Here is a 17,601-nt window from a genome sequence, read left to right on the forward strand (position 1 = left end):
GAGGAACATGGGCTGGCCGGCGAGAGAATTACTTGCCGGCCAGTTGTCTTTACGGAATGTCCGCCTTGACTTCCTGCTTGCTGACATCGCGGACAGGTTTGAAGAGTGTGCTCCCATTTTGACTATGAAGCTTGAGGAACTCTTTCATGGCGGCTTCCTGCTGCGCCTTATCGCCCAGCGCACGTTCGACCTGTGACAGGCGATACCAGGAAGCTTCGTCCGTAGGATCACTCGCTACCGCCGCCTTCAGGTATGGGAGCGCCTGGGCGGGTTTATCGAGCGATGCAAGAACGGTTCCCAGTCCGACGTTTGCTTCGGGGAAGTCTGGATAGATTTTGAGCGCGGCCTCGAAATAAGTCTTTGCGGGCTCCGGTTCTCCGGCCAGACGATGCAGTTCCCCTATCTCGTATGCGGCGTTTGCATTCTGCGGATTGAGCTTCAGCTCCTGCTGAAACTCCGCCATCGCGCTGACCAAGTCTTCCGGATGATGCGTGTGCCGTTCGCGCTCCCGGAGGCACCGCCCAATCCGGTAATGAATTCCGCGGTGGTTCGGATCGAGCGTGAGGATTTGGCGATACGCCGCAATCGCCTCATCGAACGAGCCCTGACTCTCGTAAGCTTCGGCGGCCGCCTGCTGCCGCCAGATCGAGTCCGGCGCCACCTCGACGAGTTTTTGGACGGTGAGATATGCGAAGTTTCCGAAGATGCGCTCATTGTGATACAGCACCTCGGGATCGGAGGGGAAGAGCTGTTGCAACTCCAGCGCCACCTTCACTGCATCGCTATCCCGCCGCAACGCTGTGTACGCGCGTTCGAGTTGCAAGCCGCTCATGCGCTTCACCGGTTCGTCGGTTGCTGTGGCGAAGGTCTCCTCCAACTTTGAAAGCGCCTCCTTGAATTGTCCCAGTTCGGCCTGCGACATCGCGATCAGGCCGTCGAGCCTGGGCAGCCCCGGCTTGAGGCGTTTTGCCTCGTCAAGCTGCTTCAATGCGCCGGTGTAGTCACCCTTTTGAAAACGAATGACGCCGATGGTGGCATGGATCTCCGCGATCTCTGGATTCGCGTGGCTCAGCTTCTCGAACATGCTCAGCGCGCGATCGACATCTCCCGCGGCCAGCGACTGTTGTGCCGCGGCATACTCACGCTGCATCTCTGTCTGCTGTGCGGGAATGCGGACAGGAAGCAGCGCTAACCCAAGAACGGCTATACCCACTACGCGAAGCTTCATTCGGATTTTCTGGCCTCCTGCGCGTGCTCTTCCCGCACGACTCGCACTGGCCCGATTAATCCGGAAGCCTGGAGCGGCGACGTCGCTTTGTACGGATTATGCACTGTGAAAGTGTACTGCTTCGCGTTGGGCTGCTGATCTCCGATGAGCCGATTGACCCACAGATTCACGACCTTTACCTGTAGCATGTTGTCGCCGGGACGAAGAGCACTGGTTGCGTCGACACGATAGGGTGACTTCCAGGCAATCCCAAGCGGCTTGCCATTCACCGTCACCTCGGCCAGATTGTCTACTGTGCCGAGATCGATCCATAGCTCGTCCCCGCTCTTGAAGGACGATGCCGGGAGATTGATGTGTTTGGTGTAAGTGCCATGACCGGAGAAATAACGGATGCCGGGATCGGTGCTGTCGGACCATGAAGTGAGTTGGTCGAGTTTGATCGAATCCGGCGCGCCTTTATTCTTTTCAAAGCTCAGGTCCCATGCGCCGTCGAGCGACGCGACAGTGGTCTCATGCACATCTGGAAGTTGGCGAGAGAGCTTTTGCGTGGCATGACGAAAGACTACAAACACCGTGCCATAGGGATCGAGCTTAAGCGGTACGGTCGTGCGGCCCTCCGCAATGGTGTAAGACGCTGGTTCAATTTTGCCGGTGTCGGCGTGCCACAGTTCTGCGGCCTTGCCTGTCACCGCAAAACCGGCGTCGATAGACTCCGCCTGGTCGGTTCGATTGTCAATGTAATAGAGATCCGCAGTCAGGGTCTTGCGATGAACGAACAATACATTGCTCTCAGGTCGGGGCTTGGTGAACGTAAAGTCTGGGGCGACCTTCGCTTCCTCCAACGCCTCGGCCACGCTGCCCTGCTGTAATACTCGTCCCTTTCCCGCAGTGCGGTTCTCCTCTGTGTTACCCCAGAGGTCATCCACAATCGCGTGGAAAGCAGCCTGATCATCCGCAAGGCTTGGAGTATCGACGGGCCGCTTGCCAATGACGGTTGCGCCGTCATGCACCAGAGTCTGCAGTCTGCGCAGGACCGGAAGCGACATATGTTCGCTGTAGGGATCGAGCACGAGGACGCGATAGCGCATTCCACTCTCAGTCACCAGTGCACCGTCGCGCACCGTGAGTTTATGCTCCAGAGCGTCCGCGTTGACAAAGTCAAAGTTATAGCCGGAAGGTACGTCCGGATTCTTGCTGCCGAAGATCGCCGTCACGTTGCTGTCTTCGCCATAGAAGTAGGCAATGTCGGCAACAAATTTTCCCTGCTGCAGCAGATAGGAGTTGCGGGCGAGATAGGTGATCCAGGGCTGTGCCTGGTCTGCCCATGATTCATTTCGGGTGAACCACTGGCCGAAGGGTCCCAGTGCGAGTCCCGGCGCTTTTCCAACCAGCGGCTGGTGCACCGAGGTGTGGATCACAAAGCGATTCAGCCCCTCGGCCAGCTCCTTGTCTGCGGTGGGTTTCAGCGTATTCGGGCACCACCCCCACGGATTGCTGGCGGCGGTCATCGATTCGGCAGCCACCAGATTTTTTCCCCAAATGTGCGCGACTGAGGCCGACTCCCGGATATCGGCGTTGTAGCCGGGCTGGTCGGCATTCACCCCGGGATGCTGTACCCACATCGCAGCCATGGGCACATCGTCGTAGCGCTTCATCTCCATGCCGTCGCCGATGGTGGCGCGGCCTTCTTCGTGCGACTCGCCGTACTGGCCCATGCCGCGGGCGTGCAGTTCCGCCGACAGCGTGCCGTAATGGTTCTCGGCGAGAAGTTCTGCGAGCGTCCTACGGAAGTCCCACAGAAAGCGATCGCTGTCTGCGGCGCTCCCGACAATGCGTCCGGTGAGTACGGGCAACCATGGCGCGGGATTGTAGCCGCGACGCTTGATGAACTCCGGAATCATATCGTTGGTCCAGTTCTCTGTTCCGGCCTCCCAGCTATCGTTGATGACATATTGCAGACCGCGCTTTCCCATCATTCCGCCAGTGGCGGACTTGTATTGGTCGAGATAGTTGTCGAAATAATCCTTCACGTATCCGGCGTTCAACTTGTCGACTTCGGGCCCTGTCGCCTCGGGCGAGGCTGGGTGATTGGTGATGCCAGTCAGCGAATAGCCCATGCGCAGAACTGTCCATCGGCCAGGCGGAGGGGTCCAATCCAGCGTGCCGTCCTTCTGCATCTTGCTGGTCAGGTCGATTACTTCAGCCACTGGAATCGCAGATGCGGCGGAAGTCTTCGGAGTAGCTGCCGCATAATTGTCGAGCAGTGCGGCAAATGCCGCCTTCTCTTCAAATCGATTCACCCGCGCACCCGTGTGCAATTCAAGCTCCGCGATGCGGCGCATAGCAGGACCCGTCGGAGGCTTCCCGCCAAACTCACTTAGATCGATATCCCCCAGTCCTGCTTTGGCAGGCTCCTTCTCAAGAAAACTCAGTCTGAAGAACCGCGCACTTACCGGCTGAAACGACATGGTGTGCTGCACCGCGCCCGCAGTAGGCATACGAACAATCTCTTCAAAGGTGACGCCATCGTCGCTCTTCTCCAGTACTGGCCCCTGACCGGTCTCGCCCTGGAACTGCGCCAGCGGATCGCCGGGGCCACCCATTGCAAAAGTGACTGCCTGAATGGACTGCGGCTTTGCAAACTCAAACTGAACCCAGCTTTTCTGTCCCGGTGCCGCTGCAAGAAACTCAATCGAGTGATTCAGATCGCCGTCCCACAATAACGAGGCGTCGGCCACGCTGCCCGCGCTGGTTGTGACCTTCGGCTTCAACTCCGTCATTGAGATTTCGTCGGCAGGTATGCGATATGCAATCACCACGCTGTCCGCTCCAAAATCCACCGGCGGAGGAGGGGCGTCGGCTCCGCCCATTGCCCCCATCAGATCAGCCTGCGCCAAGTCGCCAAATGGTCCCGTTTGCTTCGGCGGGGGAGGAAGCACTCCATGAAAGGGCTGGCCACCTTCCACTACGGTTTCGCTCCAGACCACCTTCTTCATGGCCTGATACGGCTTAACCCACGGACCGCCGCTCTCACTCCATCCGGGCGATCCCGCGATTGCCATCTCGAGGCCGAGTGCGTCGGCCTTGTGCGTCGTAAACAGAAACGCATCCTTCCACTCAGGAGTCATGTAGACAAGACGCTTCTGAACGACCTGAGGAGTGCCTAGCGCGGCATCGAAATTCTGAAAGCCGCCAATGCCGATCCGCTTCATCCAGTCGAGATCGAGATTGATTCCGTCCTTGGTGATATTGCCATTCATCCAATGCCACCAGACCCGCGGCCGCGCGCTCTCAGGAGGGCTTTGGAAACCCTGCTGCAGATCCGGGGAAGCCTGTTGCCCAAAAATCATCTGCCCACACGCCAGTAATGCAATCGCGGCGAATCCGCCAGCTCTTATGGATTGAAAACTTGTCTTCATGGAATCTCCAGGATTGTTTCCTGCAAGCTGCGGTAACCGCATGAAATCCGGCGATGACTTTCAGCGATTTAGTTTTGACAGAGATAAAGCGCAAGAGAAGCCCGCTGCATTGCGCAGTGGGCTTCTCTCAACTGCTCCAGCTATCGGCTCAGAACGTCAGCTTTCCACTCAACTGAATGACGCGGCCAGGCGATGAGCTTGTAATTTTTCCTGCAAGCGAATCAGTCAGGCCATTGTCGATTGCGGAACCGCCCCCTGATCCTCCAGTTGCCAGTCCGCCAACGTTAATCGCGTATTGATGATGGTTGAACGTGTTGAACGTATCAACACGGAAAGCAACTCTCATTTGTTCCGTTATAGCTATGCTCTTTGCCAAGCCGATGTCGAAGTTGTTGATGCCTGGCTGGCGCAGGAAGTTACGGCCGGTATTGCCGAATACCCCCGGCGCCGATTGATAGAAGCAGGACATATTCAACCGCTGGAACTGCGCGGTCAAACCACTATGAATATTGCAACCCGGGATATAGCTGGCCCGGGGTGCAATACTTCCGGTATAACCAAGCGGGTCTGCCGAATTGATTCCGAATGGGAATCCAGTCTGGAGCGTTGTAATGCCGGTTAGCTCCCAACCGCCCACCAATACGTCGGTAGCGCGATTAACCTGTCCCAGCACTTTCTTGCCGCGACCAATGGGCAGGTCGTAGACATAGCTCGTGACGAAACGCTGATTCACGTCGAAGTCTGACGGGCCATAATCTAAATTCGGGTTGTGGTTGTCCATAAAGCCCTGATAGCCTGCGCCGCTGGCGCCAACGCCGGCTGCCGCCGACTTGTCGTCCATGCTCTTCGCCCAGGTGTAGATTGCCGTAACCGCCAGCGAACTGGTGCGATGCTCAAACTTTGTATTGAACGAGTTGTAGTTTGAATACCCGTGCCAGTCACTGTTGATGTAGATATTGGTGAAGTTCGGATAGGGCAGCCGGGAGTTAGGCGTACATGGAGCAACTCCTGAATTGATGTATTTGCCGTTAGCATCCTGGGTATCGCAAAATGCCAACTCGTTTGCAGGAATCGCATTTGGCTGAGCGATATCGTGCCGAGTCAGAAGATGGGTTCCCTTGGACCCGATGTAGTTCAGTTCGAGCGTCGTATTTCTCGAAAGCGACCGCTGTGTTGAAAGCGACCATTGCTGCACGTATGGATTCAGCGGATTATCCGACTCGATCACAGCAAGGAAGGTCAATGTTGATACCGGGAAAGGTCCGAGGGTTCCGAAACTGGGGAACAAGTTATTCGTCAGCTTAGGAGCCGCGGGGTTTGTAGCGGGGCTGAGAGAGTTGCGGATGGCGTAAGGATAGATGTCGCCCGAGTCGTCGATCTCACGGCCCTCAGACGAATCCCAGAAGATGCCGTAGCCGCCGCGGATGACGGTCTTCTCTCCCATATTGTATGCGAACCCGAACCGCGGAGCGAAGGGAGTCTTCGAACCTGGGTGAGGGACATTCGATCCGCAATATCGCAGAATCGGCGTCACCCCGTCTAAGCCAACTCCACTCGCCACGCCGTTTGTTCCCAAGGTCTTATCGGCATAGCACAGGCCACCCTGCTTGTTCTGATCATCCAGCCAGAAGAAATGGTTCTTCTCCTCATAGGGAGCGGCACGATAATCCCAGCGAAGGCCAACATTCAAGGTCAATCTCTGGGTTACCTTGATGTCGTCCTGCGCATAAGGCGCAAAGTAGCTGAAGATGTGCGTTTGGGGATTGCCCGCCTGGTCGGTGGGACTAAGTGGGCCCGGGACATAACCGGCTGCATTGCTGTAATAACCGAGAAGCATGTCGGCAACCGCGTTTCCAGTACCGCAGTCTCCGGTGCTGTTGCTGCAGCCAACTTTATTGTTGCCAATGGTAGCGGAACTGAAACCATAGTCGCCAAGGAAGTCATCATCCAGATTGCGAATCAGCCTCCAACGCCGATAGTCGCCACCAAATCCAAAGGTGTTTCTTCCCTTCACCCAGCTATAAGAATCCGCAAACTCCCATGCGGGTTGATCGGATCCGGTATAGGCATTCACCGGGCCACCTGTCCCGGCATACTGGCTCAGGCCGATGTTGGGATAAGTCAACTGAAGAGGGCCATATTTTTGAAAAATTCCACTAAGGCCGAGCGAGGTGACAAAGGACTGCGGAGGTGTTGTGGCGCCCTGCGGAGCCGAAGCGTCCAGATAGCCGAAGCGGAAGTTGTTGGTGCTGTGGGTGCCTAAGCTGATGGTATGTGAGATCTCCCAGTTCTTCTGCTTCTCGTATTGGGTTTCGAGCCCATAGACGAGCGAAGCTGAGTTGAGGCTGCTGTTCTGATACGTCGAATAGGTGTAACGGCCAAAGATGAGACCGAACTTTCCTAATGTCTGATCCACGCGATAGGTCTGCTGGTTCGTGACCAGGGGCAATCCGACGGATTTCACAAAGTTGACGGTGCCGGGAGCCGCATTGGTCGCTCCCGCGTTGGGAGTCGGCCAGAATCCTGCGCCAATGGCAGCGGTTGCCAGCCGGGAGGTAATGCGATCGGAAGGGATCTTATTCCCCGGAAAAGGCTGACCGGTGAGCGGATCCACGGGGAGGCAATTCAAACTGGAGGCCAGATTCTTGGTGCAGGCTGCGGTTCCATATGCCGGCAAATTCTCCGCGGAAAAATCGCCCCCTAAAACTGCCGGGTTGGGAACAGACGCCTTCTCAACAATTCCGTTGATGATGCGCCAGCCTTCGTAGTTCGCCATCCAGAACGTCTTGTTGCGTCCGTCGTATAGCTTAGGAAGGTAAACAGGGCCGTCCGCGACAAAGCCAAACTGGTTCTGACGTAACTTGGGGTTTCCAGTGTTGATGCCCGACTGGTAGTCGGCGGCAGTGGGGAAAGGGCTCGCGTCGAATACATTGTTCCGGTTGAACTCGAACACCGTACCGTGAATTTTATTTGTGCCGCTCTTGCTGACGAGATTGATCTGGTTGGCGCTGAAGCCAAACTCTGCAGGATAGCTTCCACTCTCGACCTTGAACTCCTGGATCGCATCCTGCGACAGAATGACCGCCGGGGTAACGAGTGCTGTGTCCGTATTGATCAAGCCATCAAGTGTGTAGTTATTCGACTCAGGTCGCGCGCCGTTGATGCTGATCGCGTTGCCTGAACCCTGTCTCATCGTTCCCTGCTCTCCGCCTACCGTTACCGCACCCGCCCCCAGCAGCAGCAACTGCATGAAGTTGCGTCCATTCAACGGGAGCTCCTCCACTTGTTTCTGACTCACTAGCTGGCCGATAGCGGAACTGTCCGTATCCAGGGCCAGAGCTTGTGCCATGACTTCCACAGTCTCAGTCACGGCCCCAGTCTTTAGAGCCACATTGACACGAATCCTCTGGTCGACCGCCAGCGTGAACGAGCTGGTCACGGATTTCTGGAACCCGGCCATCTCTGCCGACACGGAATAGGTTCCCGGGTTGAGTGACGAGGCCTGATAGTCGCCGGAAGAACTGGTCGTCATGCGAACTACAGCGCCCGTTGCGGTGTTGGTCACGGTCACATTCGCGTTCGGGACCATGGCGCCTGTGCTGTCGCTTACAGTTCCCAGAATTGTGCCTGTCGCTCCCGCCTGAGCATAGAGCCTGCCGGAAGCTGCAATCAGGGTGAATAGGAAAAGCATCATCCACATAGGACTTAGGAATAATTTTGATTTGGTCGATCTGACCTGTTGAATCGTCGCGCGGTCTTGCATGGTGGACCTCCTCAATGTTTCGAGCTGAGTTACTAAGAACGATAGAGCCATCAGACATTTCAACTAAGTTCTATGCAGCGAATCCTTCTGTACAGAATTGCCCACGCAGCGTACTGGCAACCCTCTCGACAGACTGCCGATGCTGCTCCGATTTAGCTCTGCCGCAGTGCCCCTTGGAATAGCTGGATATAAAACCGAAAGACTACGTTTGGCCCGTTCTTTATCCCTCCGGTAACCAGGCGGAGAGCCAATCAAAGCGAAATTTCTTCCGCCGGATACTGTCTATCGTTTAGGAACGCCGCAACAGTACCTCCAGCCAAATAGCGATGTCAAGGTTTAAAAATAGTTTTTCTATTGACCGTGGCTCCAAATGCCTCGTCTAACCCAGTCCGGTCAGCACGGCAACTCTACCGGGAGAGAAAGCTGTCATACCATTTGTGGGACTGACTTCCCGATTGATTCGCCGTAGCTCCCTGTGCAATCGGGTTTGCGACCGCCGCTGATTGCCTGCGGATGCAACCACATGAAATCCAACCTCTTGCAAAAGTGTCCAGTCGTTTTATCCAACGAGAGCTGGCCGCCGCAGCGCACCTATGGCGTTGAGGTAGGACCACACAAAGGCAAAGAGAACCGTCAATAGGTAAACTATTTTATTTTGTTGACACGACAGATTTGGCACCCTACTGTAGCTGTCGTTCCAGTCTTCTTATATAAAGGCATTCCAGAGTGGCGACGCGCGAGCGGAACGAAATTGTTGACCAGGGAGAAAAGAATGGGGTTGTCCTCGAAGAATGTTCTATCGGCAATTGTTGCGGTCTTGTTGTGCGGCCTCACAGCAGCGGCACAAGAGGCAGCAAAACCTGAAGAGGTTACGGTCGATTGGGCAAAGGTGATCAGGGTCTCGCAATCGACACCGACGTTACAGGTAGTGGTGAATCCGCAACTCCTTCGCGGTGCCAAGCTGCATGACTCCTCCTTTGCGGCGTTGCATATGCTGGGTGCCGACTACGTGCGGTACGTTCCGTGGCTGCCATATCCGCGCCAGGCCGTAGCGGAGTTGAGTGCGCCCGCCGACGGCAAGACGTCGTGGGACTTCGCCCACATCGACCCAACACTGGACGACTTTATGAAGGCGACCGAAGGCCATTCGGTCATCCTGAACTTTAGTACGATTCCGGCATGGATGTATAAGACCGAAAAGCCTGTCACCTTTCCTGACGACCCGAATCAGGTCTTCTGGAATTACACGCAGGGTACTGAGTTGCGTGATCCTTCCATGAAGGAGGTCTCGGAGTACTTTGCGCGGCTGCTGAGCTGGTATACCAAGGGCGGTTTCACGGATGAATATGGCAAGCGACATGAGTCTGGCCATCACTACAAGGTGCCTTACTGGGAGGTGCTGAATGAGATCGATTTCGAGCACCATTGGACCCCGCAGGAATATACGAAGTTCTATGACTCAGTGACAGCGGCGATGCTGAAGGTCGATCCGGACATCAAATTCGTTGGGCTGGCGCTGGCCGCACCGAGCAAAGATCCGGAGATGTTCGAGTACTTTCTGAATCCGGCCAATCACAGGAAGGGCGCTCCGTTGGACTTCATCAGCTATCACTTTTATGCAACACCGACGGCGGACCAGAATCTCGATGACTGGCAGTACACGTTCTTCGATCAGGCTGAAGGTTTTCTGAATACTGTCCGCTATGTGGAGCAGATTCGCAAACGCTACTCGCCCTCGACAAAGACGGACCTTGATGAGCTTGGTGTCATTTTGACAGAGGACGATAAGGAAATCCGTCAACTTGGATATGTGGGCAAGCCCGCGCCGAAGAGCTACTGGAACCTCGCTGGCGCGATGTATGCGCACATCTATGTGGAGACAGCGAAGATGGGAATCGATGTGCTCGGCGAATCCCAGCTAGTCGGCTATCCCTCGCAGTTTCCCAGCGTGAGCATGATGGACTACGAAACCACGGAACCCAATGCGCGCTTTTGGGTGCTGAAGCTACTGAAGGATAACTTCGGCCCAGGTGACAAGCTCGTGGAGACCACGAATCCCAATGGGGCTCTTACGGTACAGGCTTTCGAAACCAACCATGGCAAAGTTCTGCTGGCGATCAATAAACGTAATCGCGCAGAACAGATATCTTTGCCGACAGAAGCCGATGGTGCAACAGTAAATTTGGTCGCGCCCACCACCGAGGATCACGCCGCAACACAAGAGACTCTGCAAGGCCATATTCTTTCCTTACAGCCGTTTGAGGTTGCTGTAGTGCAGTACAAATAGTTTTTCAAAGGGAGAAGTACTGTGGAACGAATCGCCTTCCAGTTGCGGATCAAGGCCGACAAGGTGGAGGAGTATGACGAAGAGCACCGACATGTGTGGCCCGAATTGCTGAGGGAGCTGGAATCGTTTGGCGTCTCCGAGTACTCGATCTTCCGGCGCGACCAGCAGTTGTTTCTGTACATGCACGTGCCCGACTTTCAAAAATTGACGTCGCAACTTGCCGCCAGCGATGTGAATCGGCGCTGGCAGGAAAAGATGGCTCCTTTGTTTGAGCCGGTCCCCGGCCTGCGGCCAGGCGAGACCCTCGCGATGATGTCTGAGGTCTTCTTTATGAAAGGAAGATCCTGAACCATAGAAGAGGCATCTTTATCCGCCGACCACGAGCCGGACTTTGAAGATATGAAGTTTGAAATATGAGAGGCCCCATGAATAGGTTGCAGTCTGTGGGCGAAAGCCACTGGATCATCCGGGCGGTTGTCGTCGTCTTTGTCTTTTCTTCCATTGCATATGCGGCCTCCACTGCCGACACGCGGCCCACCGGCCTGAAGTGCGATTCGCTGGTAAGGCCGCTTGGGATCGATACCGCCAACCCTCTCCTCTCGTGGCAGTTACAAGACAAGGCGTGGGGTGCGAAGCAGACGGCTTACGAGATCATGGTTTCGAGCAAGCCGGATGCCAGTGCGAAGGCAGATGTATGGGACAGCGGCCGGGTTAGTTCCGAGCAATCCGTGGACGTACCTTACGCTGGGCCACGTCTGGAAGCTGAAAAGCGTTATTACTGGCGAGTAAAGGTATGGGGCAAGGATGGCAAGCCTTATCCCGCGAGCGCGACAAGCTGGTGGGAGATGGGACTGCTTACCCAAGACGCATGGAAGGGGAAATGGATCAGCTATGAAGCGCCGGAACTGCATAGCATTCGTGAGGCGGGAGCAATCTGGATTACTAACCCTGCGGTCCCGAACTTTACGTCGCCAGGGGACACCCATCACGACTTCCGGTTCAGTTTCGATCTGAGGCAAACGATAAAGCGTGCCGTGCTCTATACGACCGGACAAGATACAGCGGCAGCCTGGGTTAATGGAGAGCAGGTTCTGGAAGCAAAGCCGTTGACGCCATGGAAGCAGATGCCATGGGGTACTTACGTTAGCAAGGAGATCACGTCGAATCTGCATCAAGGGAAGAACCAGCTCGCCATTGGGATCACGCACTTCAACTTACAAGGCGGACGAGCGATACAGACGGAAACTCAAACTCCAATGAGTATGTGTCTTTATCTTGTGATGGCGGACGGCTCTGTAAATGTACTTACCAGCGCGTCTTCCGGCTGGAAGGCAGCATTAGATGCGCGAGGGGACTGGTTTTCAACGCAGTTCGACGACTCATCCTGGAAGAGCGCGGAACCGTTCACGCCGAAGTCTGCGGAGGCCGGTGGCAGTCCGTTGGGCGATCCATGGCCCACTGGGCCTGTGACGCTGCTTCGCCGTGCGTTTGCTGTGTCAAAGCCAATCGCTTCGGCACGCCTCTATGCCACGGCATTGGGTGCTTACAAATTTCACATCAACGGCAAGCCTGTCGGGGATCAGATTCTTGCTCCAGGATGGATGGACTTTCGCGAGCATGTGCCCTATCAGGTCTATGACGTGACCTCGCAGATAGTGGCCGGGAAAAACGCCATTGCAGCGTATCTTGCTCCTGGCTGGTACAGCACACCGTTGATGTGGTTCCGGCAGGGAAATAACTATGGATCCACACCTCCTGCACTGAAGGCCCAACTGCGTATTGAACATAACGATGGCTCAGTCGAGTGGATCAGCACTGACGATAGTTGGAAGGCGGACCTATCCGCAATTCTCAGCGCGGAGATCTATGACGGCGAGACCTACGATGCACGTCTGGTGCAGCCTGGCTGGGATACAGCGTCGTTCGCGGATGCAAGATGGAAGCCTGTCACTCTCGTCACGCCGAAAGAGCCGCAGATCGTTGCTCAGTATTTCCAGCCGATCCGTGAAGAGAAGGTGATGATCGCCAAGAGCATCAGCAGCCCTGCTCCCGGCGTGTATATCTACGACTTTGGTCAGAACCTTTCCGGTGTACCGCGCGTGCGCATCAAGGGACGCCGCGGCCAGGACATCAAGCTGCGATTTGCCGAAGTACTCAATCCCGATGGAACGATGTATGTCGAGAACCTGCGCACTGCGAAGGCGACAGATCACTTCATCCTCGCTGGCACTGGCGGGGAGAGTGGAGAGACCTACCAGCCGCAGTTCACCTACCATGGCTTTCGATATCTGGAAGTGACAGGGCTCGATGCGAAACCCGCGCTCGATGCTATAAAGACTGTCGTCTTCCATACCGATGCGCCGTTCACCTCTCGGTTTGAGACCGGGAACAAGATGGTCAATCAACTGTGGGCCAATATCCTCTGGGGGCAGCGGTCAAACTTCATCGGAGTTCCAACAGATTGTCCGCAGCGTGACGAACGACTCGGCTGGTCCGCTGACGCGCAGGTATTCTGGCGCACAGCGGCGTACAACATGGATCTTGATGCCTTCACCCAGAAGTACGCCAGTGATCTGCGAGGGACGCAGGTAGGCACACCGATGTATGGAATCTTTGCGCCGGGAACAATTACGCCTAATCCTGGCTTCGGGACAGGCTGGAGCGACGCCGGCGTCATCATTCCCTGGACCGGCTGGATACAGAGCGGCGACAAACGCATCATCGAACAGAACTGGGACGCAATGGAGAAATATCTCGCCGCAATCCAGAAGCAAAATCCCGATTATCTTTGGAGAAACGGATTCGGCACTCCCTTTGGCGACTGGCTAACGCCGACGCAGACGACACCTGAAGATCTGATTGCTACGGCATATTGGGCATACGACGTCTCGTTGATGAAAGACATGGCCACCGCTTCGGGACGCTCTGCCGAGGCAGCAAAATATGGCGATCTTTTTGAACAGATCAAGGCGGCCTTTGCCAAGGCCTATGTTCGCTCCGATGGTTTTGTCGGAACGGTCGACCACTATCCAAGCATTCCTCCGCCGACGATCTCTTCCGATGTGCAAAGCGATAAGACAAAGTCAATTGTTGAGACGCAGACAGGGTACGTTCTCGCTCTCCACATGAATTTAATTCCGGACGAGTTACGTGCCGCAGCCGCGGAGAAGCTGGTAAAAAAAATACAGGACAATCATTGGTTGCTGGGAACAGGCTTTCTGGGAACTCCTTATCTGCTTGAGGTACTTTCAGACACCGGCCATAGCGATGTAGCGTACCGATTGCTGCTCAATACAAGTTATCCCTCATGGGGCTATCTCATAGAACATGGCGCAACAACGATGTGGGAGCGTTGGAATGGCGATCAGATGCGGGGAGATCCGAGCATGAACTCCTACAACCACTACGCGTATGGAGCTGTCGCCGAATGGATGTACCGTTATGCAGCAGGCATCGATACAGTTGCGAGCGATCCGGGCTTCCACACAATATATCTCCACCCGAACTTCGATGCGCGGATCGGCAACCTGAACTTCGCCTACGATTCACCCTATGGAACAGTCAGCTCAAACTGGAAGATAAATGGCGCTGACGCCGTGTGGAATGTGACGATACCACCGAACGCGACCGCTGTTCTGCCTCTCACCTCGACGAAGATGTATTCGATGATGCTCGATGGAAAACCACTTGCGAGCAACGATAAGATCCATTTGGAAGAGAATGCCTATAGGCTGCCCTCGGGAACCTATTCCTTCAAAATATCGATGAATGCTTTCAATGGTTCAGTTCCGAACTAGAAAATTCTGAATGTTCGGTAACAGATAATCCCCTGCGCAGCGCCAGATTTACTGGGCGTTACGCAGGGGGAGAGACCTCTCTGTCTCTTTCATCGAAATCTGAAGAGCGAGACCACCATCATCATCAATTCTTGAACGTTAGATATCCAGGTTCTTTACATCCAGCGCATTTTCTTCAATGAACTTGCGCCGGCTCTCGACATCTTCGCCCATCAGCGTGGTGAAGATCTCCTCGCAGGCAGCAATATCCTCGAGTTTGACTTGAAGCAGCGTGCGCCGTTCCGGGTCCATCGTCGTGTCCCAAAGCTGCGGAGCCGTCATCTCGCCCAGTCCCTTATACCGTTGGACCTGATACTCTTTCCGGCCTTGCTCGATAACGTATTCAAACACCTCGCGCGCCGTCTTCTTCTCAACCGGATCATGCGAAGCCTTGCTCACCCGCTTGCCCGGCTTGGCCTCGAGCGCCGTGCCAGGTGCTGATGCAGTCTCCGCTACTCCCTCTTCCGACGCTGCTTCTTCAGCCTCTTCGACAGCGGCCTCCGCCTTGGTCTTCGTCGAGTATTCGATGAAGAACGGTCCCTTCAACTCCTCGCGAATCTGAGCATGTTTGCCGAGCATCTGGCGACTCTCCGCGGTTGAAGCCAGCGTCCAGTCGATCGATCGCACTGCGCCCTGCGCGTCGGTGAAGTTCACCGAATACACCCGATGCTCTTCGTCGAGCACCACATCGCTCACGTGCTTGAACTGATAGGTCTTCGCCACAGCTTGCAGCCGTTCGCGCATGGCCTCCAGCTTCGCTGGCGACTCGAAGTCCACACGCCGCGCCGAATCCTTGCCTTCCTGCGCGAAGATCTCGGCAAACGCCTGCGTCACTTCCTCATTGCGCAACCGCTTCAGCACCTTGTCGAAGAAGCCGAGATAGTCGTTCAACTGGGTCATGTACTTCGTCAGTGCCGAGCCTTCGAGCTTCGCGCCGCCATCGCCATAGCGAATCACCATGCCATCGGAGGCGCGCTTCACCATGACGCTCACATACTCGCGATCGTCCTTGATGTACTGCTCAAACTTGCCCTTCTTGATGCGATAGAGCGGTGGCTGCGCGATATAGACATGACCGCGCTTGATCAACTCCGTCATATGCCGGAAGAAGAAGGTCAGCAGCAGCGTACGAATGTGCGATCCGTCGACGTCGGCGTCGGTCATCAGAATCAGCTTGCCGTAGCGCAGTTTGGTCGCGTCGAAGTCGTCCTTGCCAATGCCGCAGCCAAGCGCCGTAATCATGGCGCGAATTTCTTCATGCCCCAGCATCTTGTCGTAGCGTGCCTTCTCGACGTTCAGAATCTTACCCTTCAGCGGAAGAATCGCCTGAAACTTGCGGTCGCGGCCTTGTTTGGCCGTGCCACCGGCGCTCTCTCCCTCGACGAGGTAGAGTTCGCAACGATCCGGCTGTCGCTCCGAGCAGTCGGCCAGCTTGCCCGGCAGGCCGCCGCCATCCAAAGCGCCCTTGCGCCGAGTCAGGTCACGAGCCTTGCGCGCAGCCTCACGGGCACGCGCGGCGTCAATCGCCTTATTGATGATCTTCTTGGCCACCGACGGGTTCTGCTCCAGAAAACCGCCCAGCCGCTCGTTCACGAACGCCTGCACCGTTCCGGCGATGTCGGAGTTCAGCTTGCCCTTCGTCTGCCCTTCAAACTGCGGCTGGCTCAGCTTCACGCTGATGACGACGACCAGACCTTCGCGCACGTCATCGCCGCTCAGGTTCTCCTTTACGTCCTTGAATAGCCCAAGCGACTGCCCCGCCGCATTGATGGTCCTGGTCAGCGCCGTCTTGAAGCCCGAAAGATGCGTTCCGCCGTCGACCGTGTTGATGTTGTTCGCAAACGTGAATACGGTCTCGGAGTAAGCGTCGTTGTACTGGAGTGCGATCTCCATGGCGACGTTGTCGCGCTCGGCCTCCATGTAGATCGGCTTCTCGTGGAGTACCGCCTTGCCCTTGTTCAGATGCTTGATGAACTCTGCGATGCCGCCGACGTATTTGAACTCCTGGTGCTTGCTCTCGCCCGTCTTCGTGTCGGTGGTGCGTTCATCCGTCAGGTGGATCTCCAGCCCTTTGTTCAGGAAGGCAAGCTCACGCAGCCGTTGAGCCAGCGTGTCGTAGCTGAACTCGGTGACGGTAAAGATGCTCTTGTCCGGAAGAAAGTGGACCTTCGTTCCCTTGCGCTTGCTCGGCCCCATCTTGCGCAGCTTGCTGATCGGCGCACCCTTGGAATAGTCCTGCTCCCAGGCGAAACCGTCGCGCCAGATCTCGACGTCGAACTCTTCGGAGAGCGCGTTCACGCAGCTCACGCCGACGCCATGCAATCCACCCGAAACCTTATAGTTGGAGGCATCGAACTTGCCACCTGCATGGAGCATGGTTAAAACCACCTGCACCGCAGGCATCTTCTCTCCGTTGATGACCTTATCGTCCACCGGAATACCGCGCCCATCATCGACCACGGTAATCGAGTTATCGACATGGATAGTAACGTCAATCCGGGTCGCATGGCCGCCGAGCGCCTCGTCCACGGAGTTATCGACTACCTCATATACAAGATGGTGCAGCCCCTGCTCTCCGGTCGAGCCGATATACATGGCCGGGCGCAGACGCACCGCCGCCAATCCTTCCAGAACCGTAATGTTTTCAGCAGAATACCCGCCACCCTCTTTCCTGGGCGCCTCGGCTGCTGTATCTGCTTGCTGTGTCAAAAGGTCGGTCTCGGTGGGGATAGCCGTCGTTGCCATGTAGCTCCATGCAGCCGTAGCTGAAATGCTCGGGAAAATGCTCGGAAACCCACTCGGAACGGTGCTGCTTCTAAATTCGCAAAAGCCGCGTCAATCCAGCACTTTGCTCACGTCCAGCCGTAGTTTTCGATATCTCAAGTATACCACGCCGGAAGGCCTTTCTCAGCGTTTTCAGAGTCGCATCGAGACAGTAATCTTGATCGCCTAACAACAGCATTTTGTTGACCTTACAGCCGCCACGCCGGAGCGCAAGGAAGGCGTAGAAGAATGTTCGCCATAGCCATTAAAAAGAAGTCCCCCGAGAGGAGCGCCAGCGACGCTAA

Annotated in this window: 7 protein-coding genes; 3 read left to right on the plus strand and 4 right to left on the minus strand. The window is 55.8% G+C overall.

The window, feature by feature from the left end:
• Positions 1–49: 49 nt before the first annotated feature.
• From P4G45_RS15170 to P4G45_RS15180, 3 genes are all read right to left on the minus strand, one after another.
• Complete coding sequence (locus P4G45_RS15170) at positions 50–1,228, minus strand: tetratricopeptide repeat protein (protein WP_348267319.1); 1,179 nt, start codon at positions 1,226–1,228, stop codon at positions 50–52.
• Positions 1,225–4,647 (minus strand): glycosyl hydrolase, encoded by a 3,423-nt coding sequence (locus P4G45_RS15175; RefSeq protein ID WP_348267320.1) that lies wholly within the window; start codon positions 4,645–4,647, stop codon positions 1,225–1,227. The genes P4G45_RS15170 and P4G45_RS15175 overlap by 4 nt, the downstream gene beginning before the upstream one ends.
• Positions 4,648–4,795: 148 nt before the next feature.
• On the minus strand, positions 4,796–8,341 hold the full coding sequence (locus P4G45_RS15180; RefSeq protein ID WP_348267321.1) for a TonB-dependent receptor: 3,546 nt from the start codon (positions 8,339–8,341) through the stop codon (positions 4,796–4,798).
• A gap of 841 nt (positions 8,342–9,182) precedes the next feature.
• On the opposite strand from P4G45_RS15180, the gene P4G45_RS15185 reads away from it, so the two are divergent.
• The 3 genes from P4G45_RS15185 to P4G45_RS15195 all read left to right on the plus strand — a co-directional run bounded on the left by P4G45_RS15185 (position 9,183) and on the right by P4G45_RS15195 (position 14,494).
• The gene (locus P4G45_RS15185; RefSeq protein ID WP_348267322.1) at positions 9,183–10,697 is read left to right on the plus strand and encodes a glycosyl hydrolase family 39; all 1,515 of its coding nucleotides are present in this window, start codon (positions 9,183–9,185) and stop codon (positions 10,695–10,697) included.
• Positions 10,698–10,718: 21 nt separating this feature from the next.
• Positions 10,719–11,045, plus strand: coding sequence for an L-rhamnose mutarotase (locus P4G45_RS15190; protein WP_348267323.1), 327 nt, complete (start codon positions 10,719–10,721; stop codon positions 11,043–11,045).
• Positions 11,046–11,122: 77 nt separating this feature from the next.
• The gene (locus P4G45_RS15195) at positions 11,123–14,494 is read left to right on the plus strand and encodes a family 78 glycoside hydrolase catalytic domain (protein ID WP_348267324.1); all 3,372 of its coding nucleotides are present in this window, start codon (positions 11,123–11,125) and stop codon (positions 14,492–14,494) included.
• Between the two features lie 138 nt (positions 14,495–14,632).
• Here the strand turns inward: P4G45_RS15195 and gyrB are convergent, their stop codons facing one another.
• The gene (gene gyrB, locus P4G45_RS15200) at positions 14,633–17,278 is read right to left on the minus strand and encodes a DNA topoisomerase (ATP-hydrolyzing) subunit B (RefSeq protein WP_348267325.1); all 2,646 of its coding nucleotides are present in this window, start codon (positions 17,276–17,278) and stop codon (positions 14,633–14,635) included.
• Positions 17,279–17,601 lie beyond the last annotated feature (323 nt).

The organism is Edaphobacter paludis (genome assembly GCF_039993895.1).
Classification (GTDB): domain Bacteria; phylum Acidobacteriota; class Terriglobia; order Terriglobales; family Acidobacteriaceae; genus Edaphobacter; species Edaphobacter paludis.